The following is a 14,312-nucleotide window of genomic DNA, read 5'->3' as shown; positions in this document are numbered from 1 at the left end:
CTTTTGGGTTTTGATTACTGTTTGGGTGTTTTTTGCTGGATTTTTTTGTCGATCGCTTGTAAAGCCTTTTCGTGTTCTTCTAAAGAACGGCTAAATACATGACTGCCATCAAACTTAGCCACAAAGAATAAGTAGTCAGTGGTTGCAGGATCAAGAGTAGCCTTGAGACTAGCTAAACCGACTGAAGCGATCGCCCCTGGAGGTAGCCCTTCATTTAAGTAAGTATTGTAGGGCGAATCAGTCCGCACCTGTTCTAAGGTAAGTGGATTTTCAGGAGTTTGTTTGATATTTAAGCCATATTCAACCGTGGGGTCTGACTCTAAACGCATATTTTTTCTGATGCGATTCCAAAAAACGCCTGAAATTATCCGCCGCTCAGATTCAATTACTGCTTCTTTTTCAACAATACTTGCCAGAGTGACCCAGTCTTTGAGGCTAACTTTAACCTTTGGCTTACCAGACTGATTTTCTTGATAAACAGGTAAAGCTACTTGTTCAAAGCGATCAAGCATCAAATCGATTATGCGATCAGGTGTCGCTTCTGATGGCAAGATTTGATAAGTATCAGGAAATAGAAACCCCTCCAAACTGGGCACATCTTCAGGAATCCAGTTTCGTCGCCGAGGACTGACCCGCTGAGCTGCCGCCACAAAATCCTTAGCCGTAAAAAAACCCTGTTTCTCAAATAAATCTGCCATCTGTGCAATCGACCAACCTTCAGGAATCGTAAATCGGATTTCTGAGGATTTTGCGGTCTGAATTTGAGCAACAACTTCTGGCAATGACTGATTAGTAGCAAAGTCATAGGTTCCTGCTCTCAAGGCTACTGGCTCATTGCTTCGCAATGATTGCCACGTAACCCACAAACGCAGAGCCAAGCTAGAGCGAATTACGCCTGCTGCTTCTAGCTCTTGCGCGATTGATTGGGTTGGCATCCCATCGGATATAGTTAATCGAATCTTTGCCCCAAAATTGCTTGGTGCTGCACTTGCCCAGATCCACCAAGAACTGCTAGCTATGCCAGTAACTAGGATAGTTAAGGGAACGGCAACACCATAAAACAGCCAATTAGATCTCTTCTTCGGCATCTTCTGTGCTGAGGACATGGTCTAGATATTGCTCCACATAAGGCTCAAGGGCTACCATTTCATCAGGAGTGAGAATTTCAGGTTGACCATCATCTCCAACTTTGGCAATAAACATCAAAGGATCTAGGGATGTAAATACAGAAAAAGCTTGCTCTTCATAGTAGAAATGAGCTAGTTCTTGAAATTCACCACAGTTTCCATCTTCTTCGGTATCAATTTCAATGATATCGTCTTCAGTTGGTTCAGGTAATTCGCCCTGAACGGTCAACGTATGTGCAGAACGTTTGAGGGAAAGATTTTGTTCTGCTAAAACCGCCTGAGCTACTGGGAAAATTAGATCAATTTCCTCTTCAGTGACATCGACTAATTCAGTCTCTTCTTCGTCATCGGTTTCTTGCCATGCAAAGATTTGCACAGAAAAGTCTACTGGTTGCAGCAACAAATATTCGGTGCTGTCCACTTTAAACGCGGTTTCGACAGTGCAAGGCAAGCTCTTACCTGCGTCATCCGTAAGTATGATCGTCGATCCTTCCATAGATTGCTGTTTTGTATCCTATAGCACTACTAGCTCAGAGAAACCCTCTTGTATAAGGCTTTTGGCGCTTTTAAGCATTATGACAGCAAATGTGACAGTTTATCGTAAAGTCTCACTTTGAGAGATTTTGCTATCAGCAATTCTCATTATGAAACCAATTTTAGGTTTGCCAGCGCCGCAGGCGCTGACAAACCTAAAATTGGTTTATTTAAAGTCAGCCTGCGGCTGACTTTAAATAAACCAATTTTTAAAATGAGAATTGATACGCTTTGAGAGATTTCGTTGAGAGATTTCGCTATGTGACGATTTGACGATTTAGCGCTAACCATTGTTGCAAAATCAAAGCAGCGGCTTTGCGATCAATCATTTCTTTGTTATGTCTTGTAGAAATACCTTGAGACTTCATCATCTCTTCAGCTTCGTAGGAGGTTAAGCGCTCATCGACAAATTCTAAAGCCATGCCGAGTTGTTTGGCAGCGCCATTAGCAAATTTCTGGACATGCTTAGCTTGATGACCAAGCGAGCCATCCATGTTGTATGGCAATCCAACTACAAGCGTATCGATATTGCGCTCAATAATTAGCGATCGCAAGATTGCCATATCCTCATCCCATGACTTGCGTGTAATCGTAGTGATGCCATGTACAGATATGCCAAGGCGATCGCATCCTGCTACACCAATGCGTTTTCTGCCGACATCTAGCCCTAATGCTGCATATTGCATAAATCTTTTTTATATCTGTAGCTAGGCATGTTGCTACCAAATCCCATCAATAGAATTACGGCGCTTCGCGCCGCAATTCTATTGATGGGTCGAGACATGTTACTGGTTTTGAAATGGTTGAACTTTTTGAATTAAAGCTCGCGATCGAGCAATGATTGTTGTCCAATCATCCTCGGCGATTGATTCTGGCGAAAATAAATGACTGGAAATACCCACAGCGATCGCGCCAGCTGCCAAAAATTCATCGGCATTTTGAACAGTAATCCCGCCCGTGGGAATTAAGGGAATATCTCGCAAGATTGGCTGTAAACACTTCAAGTAATCAATTCCACCCACTACCTTAACAGGAAAAACTTTAACGGCTGCTGCTCCTGCTTGCCATGCGGCAATTATTTCAGTCGGTGTCAGCGCCCCTGCAATTACAGGAATATTATGCTCGACACCTTTAGCAATTAGCTCAGGATTTGTATGGGGTGTAAATAAGAAACTGCAACCGCAGGCGATCGCCTTCTCCACGCTATCTAGATCTAAAACTGTGCCTGTGCCGATTTTGCAATCAGGTAATTCCTGCTGCAATTTGGGTATTAGTGACTCGGCGCGATCGGTATTCCAAGCAATTTCGATTAGCTTAATCCCACCAGCGGCGGCGGCAAGTGCCATTTCCCGTGCAGTCACAATATTATCAGCACGAATAACGGCGATAATGCGATGCTGTTGCAACAAACTGAGCCAAGGATTCACAGGATTTTTGCAAAAATTTGCATTTGCGATCGACTGCCACAGATCATTACACAAAGCTTTGTTTTTGCAAACCAATAGGCGACGATTCCAGCAATTCTCACAATAACAATCAGTTTTTTGAAAGCTCGCCGTAGGCGTGCTTTCAAAAAACTGATTTTGGTGTTTCCAGCGCTAAAGGCGCTGGAAACACCAAAATACAAGCTACTTACTAGGTTTGCAAAAGTCTTCAAAAGTTGACATGTACTGTCAGGCAGTAGTGATTCATAATATGTTTTGGATAACAACTTATAGAGAATATCTATGGCTTTGAATGTTGGCGATATCGCCCCAGATTTTAGCGTTGCTGACACGAGCGGCAACATTGTGACGCTCTCTAGTCTTAAAGGTAAGCGTGTAGTTCTATATTTCTATCCTCGCGATAACACCCCTGGATGCACTAAAGAAGCTTGCGGCTTTCGCGATAACTATGCTCAGTTTCAAGCCAAAAATACGCTGATTTTTGGGGTCAGTACCGATGATGCTAAGTCTCATCAAAAGTTTACCGAAAAGTTTGATTTACCTTTCCCATTACTCTGTGATGTCGATGCTCAAGTTGCTACAGCCTACGAGAGCTATGGCAAGAAGCAAATGATGGGCAAAGAATATATGGGAATCTTCCGCAATACCTTTGTGATTGATCCAGAGGGTAAAATCGAGAAAATTTATCTCGCTGTTAAGGCCGAACTACATCCCGCCGAAGTTCTCGCAGACATCTAAGTAAAGAGGATGCGCTTTGCGCATCCTCTTTACTTACAGCAGTTACCGATCAAACGAACCACAAGAAATTTTTTAAAAGTGTTGCTTCGCAACACTTTTAAAAAATTTCTTGGTTTGGGTTTGCGCGCAAAGCCCTGTAATAGCACCAAGTGCTGTAAAAAATTCTGAGGTGTAAACATTGAATCTAAGCACAAGCAAAACTGCAAACTCAAATAAATTAGCTAATTGGAAAATTCGCGATCGCGAATTTATTTGGGGCGATCGCACATACCTCATGGGTGTTTTGAATCTTACACCCGATAGTTTTAGCGATGGCGGTCAATTTAACTCAAGGGATGCAGCACTAGAACAAGTCGCGCAAATGTTGCCCTATATTGACATACTCGATATTGGCGGCGAATCAACTAGACCTAATGCTCAGCCAGTTAGCGCTGACGAAGAATGCGATCGCATTTTGCCGATTATTCAAGCCATCCGCGAAACCTATCCCAACTTGCCGATTTCCGTTGATACAGCCAAGGCAACTGTCGCAAAAGCTGCGATCGCCGCAGGTGCAAATATGCTCAATGATGTGTCTGCTGGAAGATTTGATCCTGAAATGCTGCCTCTAGCGGGAAAGTTACAAGTACCAATTTTTTTAATGCATATGCAAGGCGAGCCACGCACTATGCAAGAAAATCCTCACTATCGCGATGTGGTGCAAGATGTTAAGAAATTCCTTAACGATGCAATTTTGGTAGCCAAAGCTTGTGGCATTCCAAAGCATTTAATTGCGATCGATCCGGGAATCGGCTTTGGTAAGACTCTTGACCATAATCTTAAAATTTTAAAAAATCTACGCAGCTTTAAGGAGATCAGCGCACCTCTATTACTAGGTGTATCTCGTAAAAGTTTTATCGGTAAAATATGCGATCGCCCTGATCCTCGCGATCGTCTTTATGGAACGATTGCAGCCTGTAGTGCATGTATTGCTGGTGGCGCAGATATCTTGCGAGTACATGATCCCAAGGAAATATTTGATGCTTGTCGTATTAGTGACGCAATATATCGATAGCTATGCTTTGTTACTCATCGATATATTGCATAATCCGTATGCACAATTAACCAAGATCAACAAGCATCCGTAACAGTCCATCAGTTACAATAGCCAAACAGGATGTAGGCTTTAATACAACTCTGTAAAGTTTGTAATCATTTTTTGAGGGCAAGACGTGCCACAGGCTAAGCATTTGCTGATTGGTTCCACCAGATCAGGCAGTGGAAAATCAGCAACAATTTTGGGATTAACTTATAACTTGCAAGCTAAAGGTTACAAAATTGGCTATGGTAAGCCGATAGGTACTTTTACGACCAAAGAATTACCCGAATCAGCCGAACGCACTGAAGCTGATGTGGAATTTATTAAGCAAGCGCTAAATTTGCCGCAATCACTTTTGCGCCCCACTCTTCTTAATCTTGACCGAGCTGCTCTCCAACGCCGTCTATCTGGTGAAGATAAGGCTGATTACAGTACTAAGTTGGATGAGTATAAAAAATTAATTGAAGGCGATCTCGTACTTTTAGAAGCACCTGCTAATACTGCCGAAGGTGCAATTTTTGGGCTTTCTCTGGAGGAGATGGCAGAGCAACTCGAAGCTCCCATTTTGTTGGTAATGCGATTTGGTTCGCTGTTAGTAGTTGACCATATCTTGATGGCAAAACAACGCTTTGGCGATCGCCTTTTAGGTGTTGTCATTAATGACATTCCTGATGAACAATATGAAACAGCGATCGAGGTTCTCCACCCTTATCTCGAAAATCAAGGTATTCCAGTATTTGCCCTCATGCCAGAAAACCGCACTTTGCGAAGTGTCAGCGTCTCTGAAATCATTGAGCAACTTGGTGCAAATATCCTCTGCCGTCCTGAAAATATTGATTTAGGAAAAGTCATGGTTGAGGAACTCAAAATTGGCGCAATGGATGTCAACTCAGCTCAAAGCTATTTCCGCAAATCTTATAACAAGGCCGTAATTACAGGCAGCAGCCGTATCGATCTCCAGTTCGCTGCCCTAGAAACATCGACAAATTGCTTGATTCTGACGGGTCGTCCCTTTGTTAATGATGATGTCGCCCACAAAGCGATGGAATTGGGTGTCCCTATTCTCTCAGTCAATAAAGACACACTCAGTACAGTCAGTATTATCGAATCTTGTCTAGGGCAAGTTCGTCTGCATGAAGGAGTGAAAGTTACCAGCATCTGCGACATGATGGGAAAATACTTTAATTTCGATCGCTTCTTAAAGCTCATGGATATCAAAGCTTTAGCCAATGCTTAAACAAAAAAAGAGGTGTCGCTAAGCGACACCTCTTTTTTTGTTTAAGCATTACTTCTGTGAATTAAAACCCAAACCCAGTAAGAGTTTTAAAGATACAAAATGGCGTAGCCATTTTGTATCTTATAGCCTTAGCCATTTGTATCAGGACGACATAAAACCCAAATAGTTTTAGGCGACGCTTCGCGCCGCCTAAAACTATTTGGGTTTTATGTCCTAACAAGAATGGCGATAGCTATAGTATTACATTTCACTTAAGGTTTTCCAGCCAGGTAACCATAGCGATCGCCTCTTCAGAGCCTTTGCATTTAGCCAAAATCTTACAGAATCATCACAGGCTGCTTTGATCTCGGCAAAAACTAGCTCTCCTTCATTTTTGCGATTCACTACAACAAAATGTCGCCAACCGAAAGTTTCTTGCATAGCAGTCCACTTAGAACCGATTAGATGGGGGAATTTTTGTTTTTTTGGCATACTACCTCATAAAAAATGCGGCTAGCCGCATTTTTTATGTCTAATCAATATCGTCGTTATCATCATCATCGTCATCGTCATCGATGTAGCTAGGGTCATCACCTAGCATCAATTCACTTAATTCTTCGGCTTCGTCATCAAACTTTAAGCTCGACTCCGTACCTTCTCTAGCGATAAGGCGACCTGTGGACTCTAGCCAATCAAGAATCGATGCTTGCTGCTCTGTAGGAATAAGTGTGGCTGGTTGGTTGCGGCGCTGTACGCGCAAAGCGGGGTTATTAATCATAAAAATATCAGATAAAAAATTCTAGTCTCGCTCAAGAATTGTGCCTTGCACAATTCTTGAAAACACTTCTTGAAAAGTTAGAAACCTGCGGGCAAACCTAAGCCACCAGTGAGGTCTTCCATTTTTTGTTTCATAGTGCCAGTAGAAAGCTGATAGGCATCCTTGAGGGCTGCTAGTACCAAATCGGACAAAACTTCTGCACCTTCATTTAAAGCTTCGGGAGAAATTTCCACGCTTTGAGGTTCTTGGTTACCGCTTAGGGTGATTTTTACCAAACCACCGCCTGATTCTCCAGTTAAGCGCAATTCATCTAGTTCTTCTTGTAGCTTTTTTGCGCCTTCTTGAATTTGCTGCGCTTTTTGGAAGGCTTCTTTCATTTTGCCTAAACCAAAGCCAAATCCTTTTCCGTCTGACATAGCAGTATCAGTTTTATCCTAAGTTTTCCTGTACATTATGTCACTAAATCTGCGCGATCGGGTAAGTACGGTCATCGCTAACTCTCACGATTCGCTACCTAGCTAGTTGTTTAGGATCTCGTTGCCAAAATCTTGGGTTTTGCTAAATTTATATGAGTCTACGATCGCACCCCAGATTGCCGATCCTGTGTCAGGATTAATCCCTCGATCGCCACTCCAAAATTCATCAGCGCTAGCCTCGAATCCTAAAACAACTTGGCGTGATTCGTTTAAATATTGGAAACAACATTTTTCCTCCTTGGGCATTTCGGCTTTGTAGCGACCATTGGTAAATGAGACATCTAATAAACAACCAACGAGGGGTTCGATGTCATTAATGGTGATTTGGTTAAGCCGATCGCGATCGCGTCCAGCCCCAGTCCATGCCGCAGGATCTTTAAATCCCCAATATTTCACTTGAATTTTGCCGTCATTTTCTACAAATTGCAAAATGCGCTGACGATAAGGGCGATCGAGGATTAGCGCATTGGCTTGTTCGGCAAAAATGGCAATGCTGCCTAAAACGTTAAATGGGATAGGACGCTGCCACCAGACTAAGTTCACAAACCAAACAGGTTGATCTAGTGATTGTTCACGGTTGCTAAATTCACCAGCCATCCATGAAGTAAGGGTTAAAAGCTCTTTAGAGACACTCATAAAATCCACAAATACTTAATACTAGATGGTTAATATGATTCATCAGAATGTAATCTTTACCTGTAAATTGACTCGAATCTAAACTAGCAAATTCTTGTGAAATGACTGGCATAAATCGTGATGTTATTCTCGATCAACGACACGTTCCTAAACACTTGCCAAATACACTGCAATCTCAACGTTTACTTAAGCTAGGGCGCTCTGCTCATGTTTTTAAAGATGAGGCTACTATGATTCGAGTTGCTCAGGCAATTATCGAATCAGGTGATTATACTGGAACAATCCGCAATTATGAGCGTTATGGGTTGTTTTTCTCAGAGCCTATTGGTTACAGGATTGCGGTAGACGGTTCAACTATTCCTTTGTTTTATGGCGAGGTTAAAGTAGATGCAAACAATCGATACCATGTTATCCCCCGTACTCGACCCAGTGAAGGATGAGTGGAGCTTTCTTGAAGTTTGGATCGATCCAATGCAGTCGCCACCTTATTTGCTAATGCTAATGGGCGATCGCATGGGTGTATGTCGTGTTTGCGATCCTGTTGAAAATTATAAGGTTGTGTTAACTAGTCAAAGCTACGAAGAGGCTCAGTTATGGTTGTTAGAAGATGAGTTTGAGCCAATTAACGGAAGGTTATCTCTTTCTGAAGTTTTAGCATAAAGATAAACAATATTCACAAATCCTATAAAGTTAGAGAAAAATCACTAACTTGAGTAACTCAAACTGCTTATTCAATTACTTAAATTAGACCCTTACTAAAAAATGGCAATTGTTAACTTATATTCCAAGAGAAAAAAGGCTATTGAGCGTATCACTCAGCCAGAAGTTTATCAATATACAGACTTGCCGATTCCATTTAGAAGACAGGTGATATACATATGGGAAACTGCTATTGGACTTTATAATGGTCAAATTTCATCACTAGCTAGAAATGTGTGGGCATCAGTTTATAAGTCATTAACAAGAGAACTAGGTTTGCTTATTCTAGCGGGAGATCAACATCCTGAAAGTAGCTTTGAGCAATGCAGATCTTTTTTTCTTAATCAAGCCACACATACTGATAACCTTCTTGATCTAATCGAGCTTACTTTCTTCTACATTGAGCATACTGTCCCAAAACTGTTTGAGGAATATAGATACGCAGATGAATTACTGCCACAAACATCTGAGGAAGCAATTGAAGAGCTAAATCATCGTTTTCTTGAGCATGGAATTGGATATCAGTACAACAATGGTCAAATTATTCGTATTGATTCAGTTTTTCTCCATGCAGAAGCAGTTGTGCCAGCACTCACTCTAATCTCTAGTGAAGGGTTTAGTGGTGCTGAGCAAGAGTTCCGAAGTGCTCATGATCATTATCGAAATCAAGAGTATAAAGCAGCAATTGTTGAATCTTTGAAGGCTTTTGAAAGCACAATGAAAACTATTTGTGACAAATTTAGTTGGGCTTATGACAAGACTGCTACTGCTTCAAAACTTATTGATACTATCCTAAAAAGAGAAGAACTTGTACCTAGCTATCTGCAAACCCATTTTTCAGGTTTAAAGCAAGTTCTTGAAGCTGGTGTTCCGACTGTTCGCAATAAAACATCTGGTCATGGTCAAGGCTCAGAAACAAAAGAAGTGCCTGAATACTTAGCAGCTTACGTTTTGCACCTTACTGCTTCAAATATAGTTTTACTCGTAGAAGCCTATAAAGCTAAGCGTAGTGAGGTGAAATAATCCTTTGATATTTATATGATTACTAAAATCATTACTGTAGTGACATATTAAATTTAGATAATTTTAAAACTGGATAAAAGTTTAGTGATTACTCTAGTGAAGGTAACCCTATGGAACTGCGACCCATTAGGACTGAAGCAGACTATCAACAAGTCCTCCAAGAAATTGAATTATTATTCGATGCTGAACCAAATACCCCCGAATGCGATCGCCTAGATATTCTTAGCAGCTTAGCGGAATCCTATGAAAGACTGCACTTTCCCATCGAACTTCCCGATCCGATTGAAGCAATTCGGTACTACATGGATGCGCGTGGATGGTCACACAATGACTTAGAGGCTTATCTCGGTAGTCGAGTTAGTTCGGCGGAGATATTAGCGCGTAAGTTTTCTCTAACCCTAGAAATGATCAGAAAACTAAATAAAGAGCTGGGAGTTCCCGCAGAGATCCTGATTCAGCCTTACCAATCATTACAAACTTCCGCATAAGTAATTATTGCAATTAAGACATTTTAATGATTTTTATAGATAAAGTGTAGCAATTTCCTTGACAGCGACATCTTACAAGGGCTAACACGATGTCCAAACGATGTAAAAATAGTAGATCGATTCTACTGGAGAAAGATTAGGTGTCGGACAAATTTGATTACGATTTGATCATTATTGGCGCTGGCGTTGGTGGACATGGCGCAGCCCTCCATGCCGTCGCTTGTGGCTTAAAAACAGCGATCGTCGAAGATGGCGTAATGGGCGGGACCTGTGTCAACCGTGGCTGTATCCCATCCAAGGCATTGCTAGCGGCTTCGGGACGGGTGCGAGAAATGCGGGCAAAGTCTCACCTAAAGGCGTTAGGCATTGATGTGGGTGAAGTAAATTTCGATCGCGGGGCGATCGCCAGTCATGCCGATAACTTAGTACTGAAATTGCGCGGCGACTTGACCAATAGCCTCAAACGATTAGGCGTAGATATTTTGGAAGGTCGTGGTCGTGTCGCAGGTGTGCAGAAAGTTAGCGTTGGCGATAAGACTTACACCGCCAAAGATATTATTCTCGCCACAGGCTCCGAGCCATTTGTGCCACGCGGTATTGAAATCGATGGCAAAACTGTCTACACCAGCGATCAGGCTGTGCGTTTAGAAACTTTGCCCCAGTGGGTGGCGATTATTGGTAGTGGTTACATCGGGCTGGAATTTGCCGATGTTTATACAGCGCTTGGTTCTGAAGTAACCATGATCGAAGCGTTAGATATTTTGATGCCAGGGTTTGATCCTGATATTGCCAAGATTGCGGAGCGTGTACTTCTCAAACCTCGCGATATCGAAACGAGAACTGGTGTATTCGCTACCAAGATTACGGCTGGTGCTCCCGTCAAGATTGAACTTACCGATGCCAAAACGAAGAAGGTAGTGGAAGTTCTGGAAGTGGATGCTTGTTTGGTTGCCACAGGACGGATTCCGCTCACTAAGGATCTTGGTTTAGAAAGTGTAGGTATTGCGCCTAATCAGCGTGGATTTATTGATGTGGATGACACGATGGCAACTTCCGTTCCGCATCTTTGGGCGATCGGTGATGCGACGGGCAAGATGATGTTGGCTCACGCGGCTTCAGCACAGGGTATTGTGGCTGTTGAGAATATGTGTGGTCGTGCTTCTACAGTTGACTATCAAAGCATCCCTGCGGCGGCGTTTACTCATCCTGAAGTTAGCTTTGTCGGCTTGACTGAACCACAGGCTAAGGAGAAGGGGGCGGCGGAAGGCTTTAAGGTAGCTACAGCGAAGTCATACTTTAAGGGTAATTCCAAGGCGATCGCGGAGGGAGAAACCGAAGGCTTAGCGAAGATTGTTTATCGCGAAGATACGGGCGAACTTTTGGGCGTGCATATCATTGGTATCCATGCTTCGGACTTGATTCATGAGGCATCGGCAGCAATACGCGATCGCCAAACGGTGCAGAAGTTAGCAACGATTGTTCACGCTCACCCAACTCTTAGCGAAGTTTTGGATGAAGCTTACAAACGCGCAGCGCATATCTAACTTAAGAAAGCACCCCAATGGGGTGCTTTTTTGTTAAAACTATTGGAGAAAATCTCATGGAATACAACATAGTCCCAAGTGAAGATCGCCAAAAAATAACAATTAAAGGGAAACCTGAAGTCATCATTATTGTCTTTCTAAGTATTTGGGGCTCAGCTTGTATGACCCCGTTGTTTTCTTTTCCATTTATTGCTTATGACAGTCTCTATTCCATAGGCACAAAGACTCTAAGCTGTGAGCGTAATACGTCTAAAAAAGTCGTTTGCAAACAAACTTCTGGACATTTATTAGGGTATGCAAAAAGCGAAGATACAACTTGGCAGAATGTTTCTAAAGCTTATTTTCATTTTGTTACAAATAAAAAAGGTCGTGACGAACAATGGATCACTTTAACAACTAATGACAAAGAGATAACTATATTTAGCGATCGCATGTCTCCTTACCTGAACATAGAGTCTGTGGAGCTAGCGTCATGGGTAGAAAAGTTCAATAAATTTGTTGTTTCTGGTGATGGGAAAATCGAATTAACTTATTCTGCCAGTCAACAATGGCAGGTTATATTACTGCCATTGTTGTTATTGTTGTTTCCTATAGTTGGCTTATTTATAACTTATTTTTTATTGCAATGGCATTGTTTAACTTTTGATCGCGATGAAAAATATTTAATCTGGGAAGTACAAACAATTTTTGGTCGAAAGAAATATCAATTTTTGTTAATGGATATTAGAGAAATTATATTAACAAAAACTAGAGGTAGTAAAGGAGGGATTTTATACTATCTCAAAATCTATATTTCTGGGAAAAAGAGTCCCATTCCCTTGGTTTTTATTTCTATAACAATTGCTCAAAACATAGCTCAAAGTTTAGGCCGTTTTTTACGAATTAATGTACAAGATCTGACTGATAGATAGAGTTAGAGAGAAGTAGATAGTGACAGAAAGCTCTTGCAAATTTAGGTGAAGGCTTTGCGATCAATGATGACATTCGCCGCGAACTCAATGATCTCAAAACAAGGCTGAGAGATCACGGTATCGGTTTGCCAAGTAGTGATCGCACTTAGTTTCAAATAAAAAAAGCACCCCATCGGGGTGCTTTTTTTATTCTCGTTCTGCCAGTCTCGCTTGCAGCAATGGCACATAATTGGTGTACACATGCCCCAATCTAAATTCCTCATCATCTAAAACCTTCTGATGAAAAGGAATCGTAGTCGGTACGCCTGTAATGGCACATTCACGTAAAGCTCGGCGCATTCGTAAAATCGCGGCATTGCGATCGCTACCCCAGACAATCAACTTCGCAATCAGCGAATCATAATAGGGCGGAATCACATAATCAGTGTATACGTGGGAATCCATGCGAACACCAGGCCCGCCAGGAGGTAAATAGCCACTAATGCGACCTGGATTAGGTCGGAAATTGTGATCGGGGTCTTCAGCATTGATCCGACATTCGATCGCATGACCACGAATCTCAATTTCCTTTTGCTGGAAGCGTAACTTCTCGCCTTGGGCAACTCGTAACTGCTCGGCAATTAAGTCAATACCAGTGATCATCTCCGTCACAGGATGCTCGACTTGGATACGAGTATTCATTTCCATGAAATAAAACTTGCCGTATTTGTCCAGCAAAAACTCGACAGTACCCACACCGAGATAATTAATCGCTTTAGCCGCCTTTACCGCCGCATCACCCATTCTTTCACGCAATTTTGGATTAACGGCACTGCTAGGCGCTTCTTCTAATAGCTTTTGGTGGCGACGTTGGATCGAACAATCTCTTTCGCCCAAATGCACCACATGACCATGCATATCCGCCAAGATTTGCACTTCAATATGGCGTGGCTCCTCAATGACTTTCTCAATATAGACCCCACCATTCCCAAAAGCTGCTTCTGCCTCGCCTTGGGCAGCACGTAATAAACGTAATAAATCATCAGGATTGATGACCAGACGCATACCGCGACCACCACCACCTGCTGTCGCCTTGATCATGACGGGGTAGCCAATATCTTCAGCAATTTTGATCGCTTGTTCTTCCGACTCGATTAAGCCTTCACTTCCAGGAATAGTCGGCACGCCCGCTTTCTGCATCGTCTTTTTGGCAGTGGACTTATCGCCCATTGAGCGGATCGAGTTAGGGCTTGGCCCCACAAACATCAAGTTATGATCAGCACAAATTTCGGCAAATCTGGCATTTTCTGATAAGAAGCCATAGCCAGGGTGAATAGCAGTGGCATTATGGGTGAGAGCTGCCGAAATAATATTGGGAATATTTAGATAGCTTTTGCTGCTGGGTGAGTCGCCAATGCAGACAGCTTCATGGGCTAGTTGTACATGCAAAGAGTTGCGATCAACATCGGAATAAACAGCAACTGTCGGAATTCCGAGTTCTTCGCAAGTCCGAATAATTCGGAGGGCAATTTCACCTCGATTGGCAATCAGTAGTTTGGCGATGGGAGCCATGTTTCAGAACGGTAATTGGTGTTAAGTGTTGGGTAATCGGTGATTGGTTGCTCTGTTTTGGTAGGTTG

18 protein-coding genes are annotated in these 14,312 nt (G+C 42.4%); 9 read left to right on the top strand and 9 right to left on the bottom strand.

From position 1 onward, the window contains the following. Positions 1-14 precede the first annotated feature (14 nt). The 4 genes from mltG to PseudUWO311_RS01575 all read right to left on the bottom strand — a co-directional run bounded on the left by mltG (position 15) and on the right by PseudUWO311_RS01575 (position 3,088). On the bottom strand, positions 15-1,106 hold the full coding sequence (gene mltG, locus PseudUWO311_RS01590) for an endolytic transglycosylase MltG (RefSeq protein ID WP_223807400.1): 1,092 nt from the start codon (positions 1,104-1,106) through the stop codon (positions 15-17). Next, positions 1,069-1,623, bottom strand: coding sequence for a DUF3727 domain-containing protein (locus tag PseudUWO311_RS01585; protein WP_142653339.1), 555 nt, complete (start codon positions 1,621-1,623; stop codon positions 1,069-1,071). Before PseudUWO311_RS01585 ends, mltG begins: the two co-directional genes overlap by 38 nt. 295 nt (positions 1,624-1,918) lie before the next feature. Then, positions 1,919-2,347, bottom strand: coding sequence for a Holliday junction resolvase RuvX (gene ruvX / locus PseudUWO311_RS01580; protein WP_142653338.1), 429 nt, complete (start codon positions 2,345-2,347; stop codon positions 1,919-1,921). 99 nt (positions 2,348-2,446) lie between these two features. Next, entirely contained in the window at positions 2,447-3,088 is a 642-nt protein-coding gene (locus PseudUWO311_RS01575) for a bifunctional 4-hydroxy-2-oxoglutarate aldolase/2-dehydro-3-deoxy-phosphogluconate aldolase (protein ID WP_142653373.1), read from the bottom strand. A gap of 300 nt (positions 3,089-3,388) precedes the next feature. Here PseudUWO311_RS01575 and bcp point away from each other — a divergent pair, with 300 nt between their 5' ends. The 3 genes from bcp to PseudUWO311_RS01560 all read left to right on the top strand — a co-directional run bounded on the left by bcp (position 3,389) and on the right by PseudUWO311_RS01560 (position 6,159). After that, the gene (bcp, locus tag PseudUWO311_RS01570) at positions 3,389-3,844 is read left to right on the top strand and encodes a thioredoxin-dependent thiol peroxidase (RefSeq protein ID WP_142653337.1); all 456 of its coding nucleotides are present in this window, start codon (positions 3,389-3,391) and stop codon (positions 3,842-3,844) included. Between the two features lie 178 nt (positions 3,845-4,022). After that, positions 4,023-4,898, top strand: coding sequence for a dihydropteroate synthase (gene folP, locus PseudUWO311_RS01565; RefSeq protein WP_223807398.1), 876 nt, complete (start codon positions 4,023-4,025; stop codon positions 4,896-4,898). Between the two features lie 157 nt (positions 4,899-5,055). Next, positions 5,056-6,159 carry a phosphotransacetylase family protein gene (locus PseudUWO311_RS01560; protein WP_142653336.1) on the top strand — a complete coding sequence of 368 codons (1,104 nt, stop codon included), beginning with the start codon at positions 5,056-5,058 and terminating at the stop codon, positions 6,157-6,159. A gap of 240 nt (positions 6,160-6,399) precedes the next feature. Here the strand turns inward: PseudUWO311_RS01560 and PseudUWO311_RS01555 are convergent, their stop codons facing one another. The 4 genes from PseudUWO311_RS01555 to PseudUWO311_RS01540 all read right to left on the bottom strand — a co-directional run bounded on the left by PseudUWO311_RS01555 (position 6,400) and on the right by PseudUWO311_RS01540 (position 8,028). Next, positions 6,400-6,630, bottom strand: a complete 231-nt coding sequence (locus tag PseudUWO311_RS01555) for a TIGR02450 family Trp-rich protein (protein ID WP_142653335.1) — start codon at positions 6,628-6,630, stop codon at positions 6,400-6,402. 40 nt (positions 6,631-6,670) lie between these two features. Then, positions 6,671-6,916: a DUF3134 domain-containing protein gene (locus PseudUWO311_RS01550; RefSeq protein ID WP_142653334.1), complete on the bottom strand. Its 246-nt coding sequence runs from the start codon at positions 6,914-6,916 to the stop codon at positions 6,671-6,673. Positions 6,917-6,993: 77 nt separating this feature from the next. Beyond that, positions 6,994-7,332, bottom strand: a complete 339-nt coding sequence (locus PseudUWO311_RS01545) for a YbaB/EbfC family nucleoid-associated protein (RefSeq protein ID WP_103669061.1) — start codon at positions 7,330-7,332, stop codon at positions 6,994-6,996. Positions 7,333-7,434: 102 nt separating this feature from the next. Then, positions 7,435-8,028, bottom strand: a complete 594-nt coding sequence (locus tag PseudUWO311_RS01540) for a chromophore lyase CpcT/CpeT (protein ID WP_142653333.1) — start codon at positions 8,026-8,028, stop codon at positions 7,435-7,437. Between the two features lie 101 nt (positions 8,029-8,129). Here PseudUWO311_RS01540 and PseudUWO311_RS01535 point away from each other — a divergent pair, with 101 nt between their 5' ends. The 6 genes from PseudUWO311_RS01535 (at position 8,130) to PseudUWO311_RS01510 (ending at position 12,693) form a co-directional block, all read left to right on the top strand. Next, a complete protein-coding gene (locus PseudUWO311_RS01535; RefSeq protein ID WP_142653332.1) occupies positions 8,130-8,468 on the top strand; it encodes a DUF6972 family protein in 339 nt (112 codons plus the stop codon). Continuing rightward, entirely contained in the window at positions 8,416-8,688 is a 273-nt protein-coding gene (locus tag PseudUWO311_RS01530) for a hypothetical protein (RefSeq protein WP_142653331.1), read from the top strand. Before PseudUWO311_RS01535 ends, PseudUWO311_RS01530 begins: the two co-directional genes overlap by 53 nt. Before the next feature lie 102 nt (positions 8,689-8,790). After that, positions 8,791-9,750 carry an STM4504/CBY_0614 family protein gene (locus PseudUWO311_RS01525; RefSeq protein ID WP_142653330.1) on the top strand — a complete coding sequence of 320 codons (960 nt, stop codon included), beginning with the start codon at positions 8,791-8,793 and terminating at the stop codon, positions 9,748-9,750. 110 nt (positions 9,751-9,860) lie between these two features. Then, the gene (locus tag PseudUWO311_RS01520) at positions 9,861-10,238 is read left to right on the top strand and encodes a type II toxin-antitoxin system HigA family antitoxin (RefSeq protein WP_142653329.1); all 378 of its coding nucleotides are present in this window, start codon (positions 9,861-9,863) and stop codon (positions 10,236-10,238) included. A 140-nt stretch (positions 10,239-10,378) separates the two neighbouring features. Next, positions 10,379-11,782 carry a dihydrolipoyl dehydrogenase gene (lpdA, locus tag PseudUWO311_RS01515; protein WP_142653328.1) on the top strand — a complete coding sequence of 468 codons (1,404 nt, stop codon included), beginning with the start codon at positions 10,379-10,381 and terminating at the stop codon, positions 11,780-11,782. Between the two features lie 56 nt (positions 11,783-11,838). Beyond that, positions 11,839-12,693 carry a hypothetical protein gene (locus PseudUWO311_RS01510; RefSeq protein WP_142653327.1) on the top strand — a complete coding sequence of 285 codons (855 nt, stop codon included), beginning with the start codon at positions 11,839-11,841 and terminating at the stop codon, positions 12,691-12,693. 186 nt (positions 12,694-12,879) lie between these two features. Here the strand turns inward: PseudUWO311_RS01510 and accC are convergent, their stop codons facing one another. Next, positions 12,880-14,244 (bottom strand): acetyl-CoA carboxylase biotin carboxylase subunit, encoded by a 1,365-nt coding sequence (gene accC, locus PseudUWO311_RS01505; RefSeq protein ID WP_142653326.1) that lies wholly within the window; start codon positions 14,242-14,244, stop codon positions 12,880-12,882. Positions 14,245-14,312: the final 68 nt, after the last annotated feature.

The organism is Pseudanabaena sp. UWO311 (assembly GCF_006937785.1).
Classification (GTDB): domain Bacteria; phylum Cyanobacteriota; class Cyanobacteriia; order Pseudanabaenales; family Pseudanabaenaceae; genus Pseudanabaena.
The sequence above is the reverse complement of the archived record's forward strand: the minus strand, read 5'-3'. Positions and strand labels throughout refer to the sequence as shown.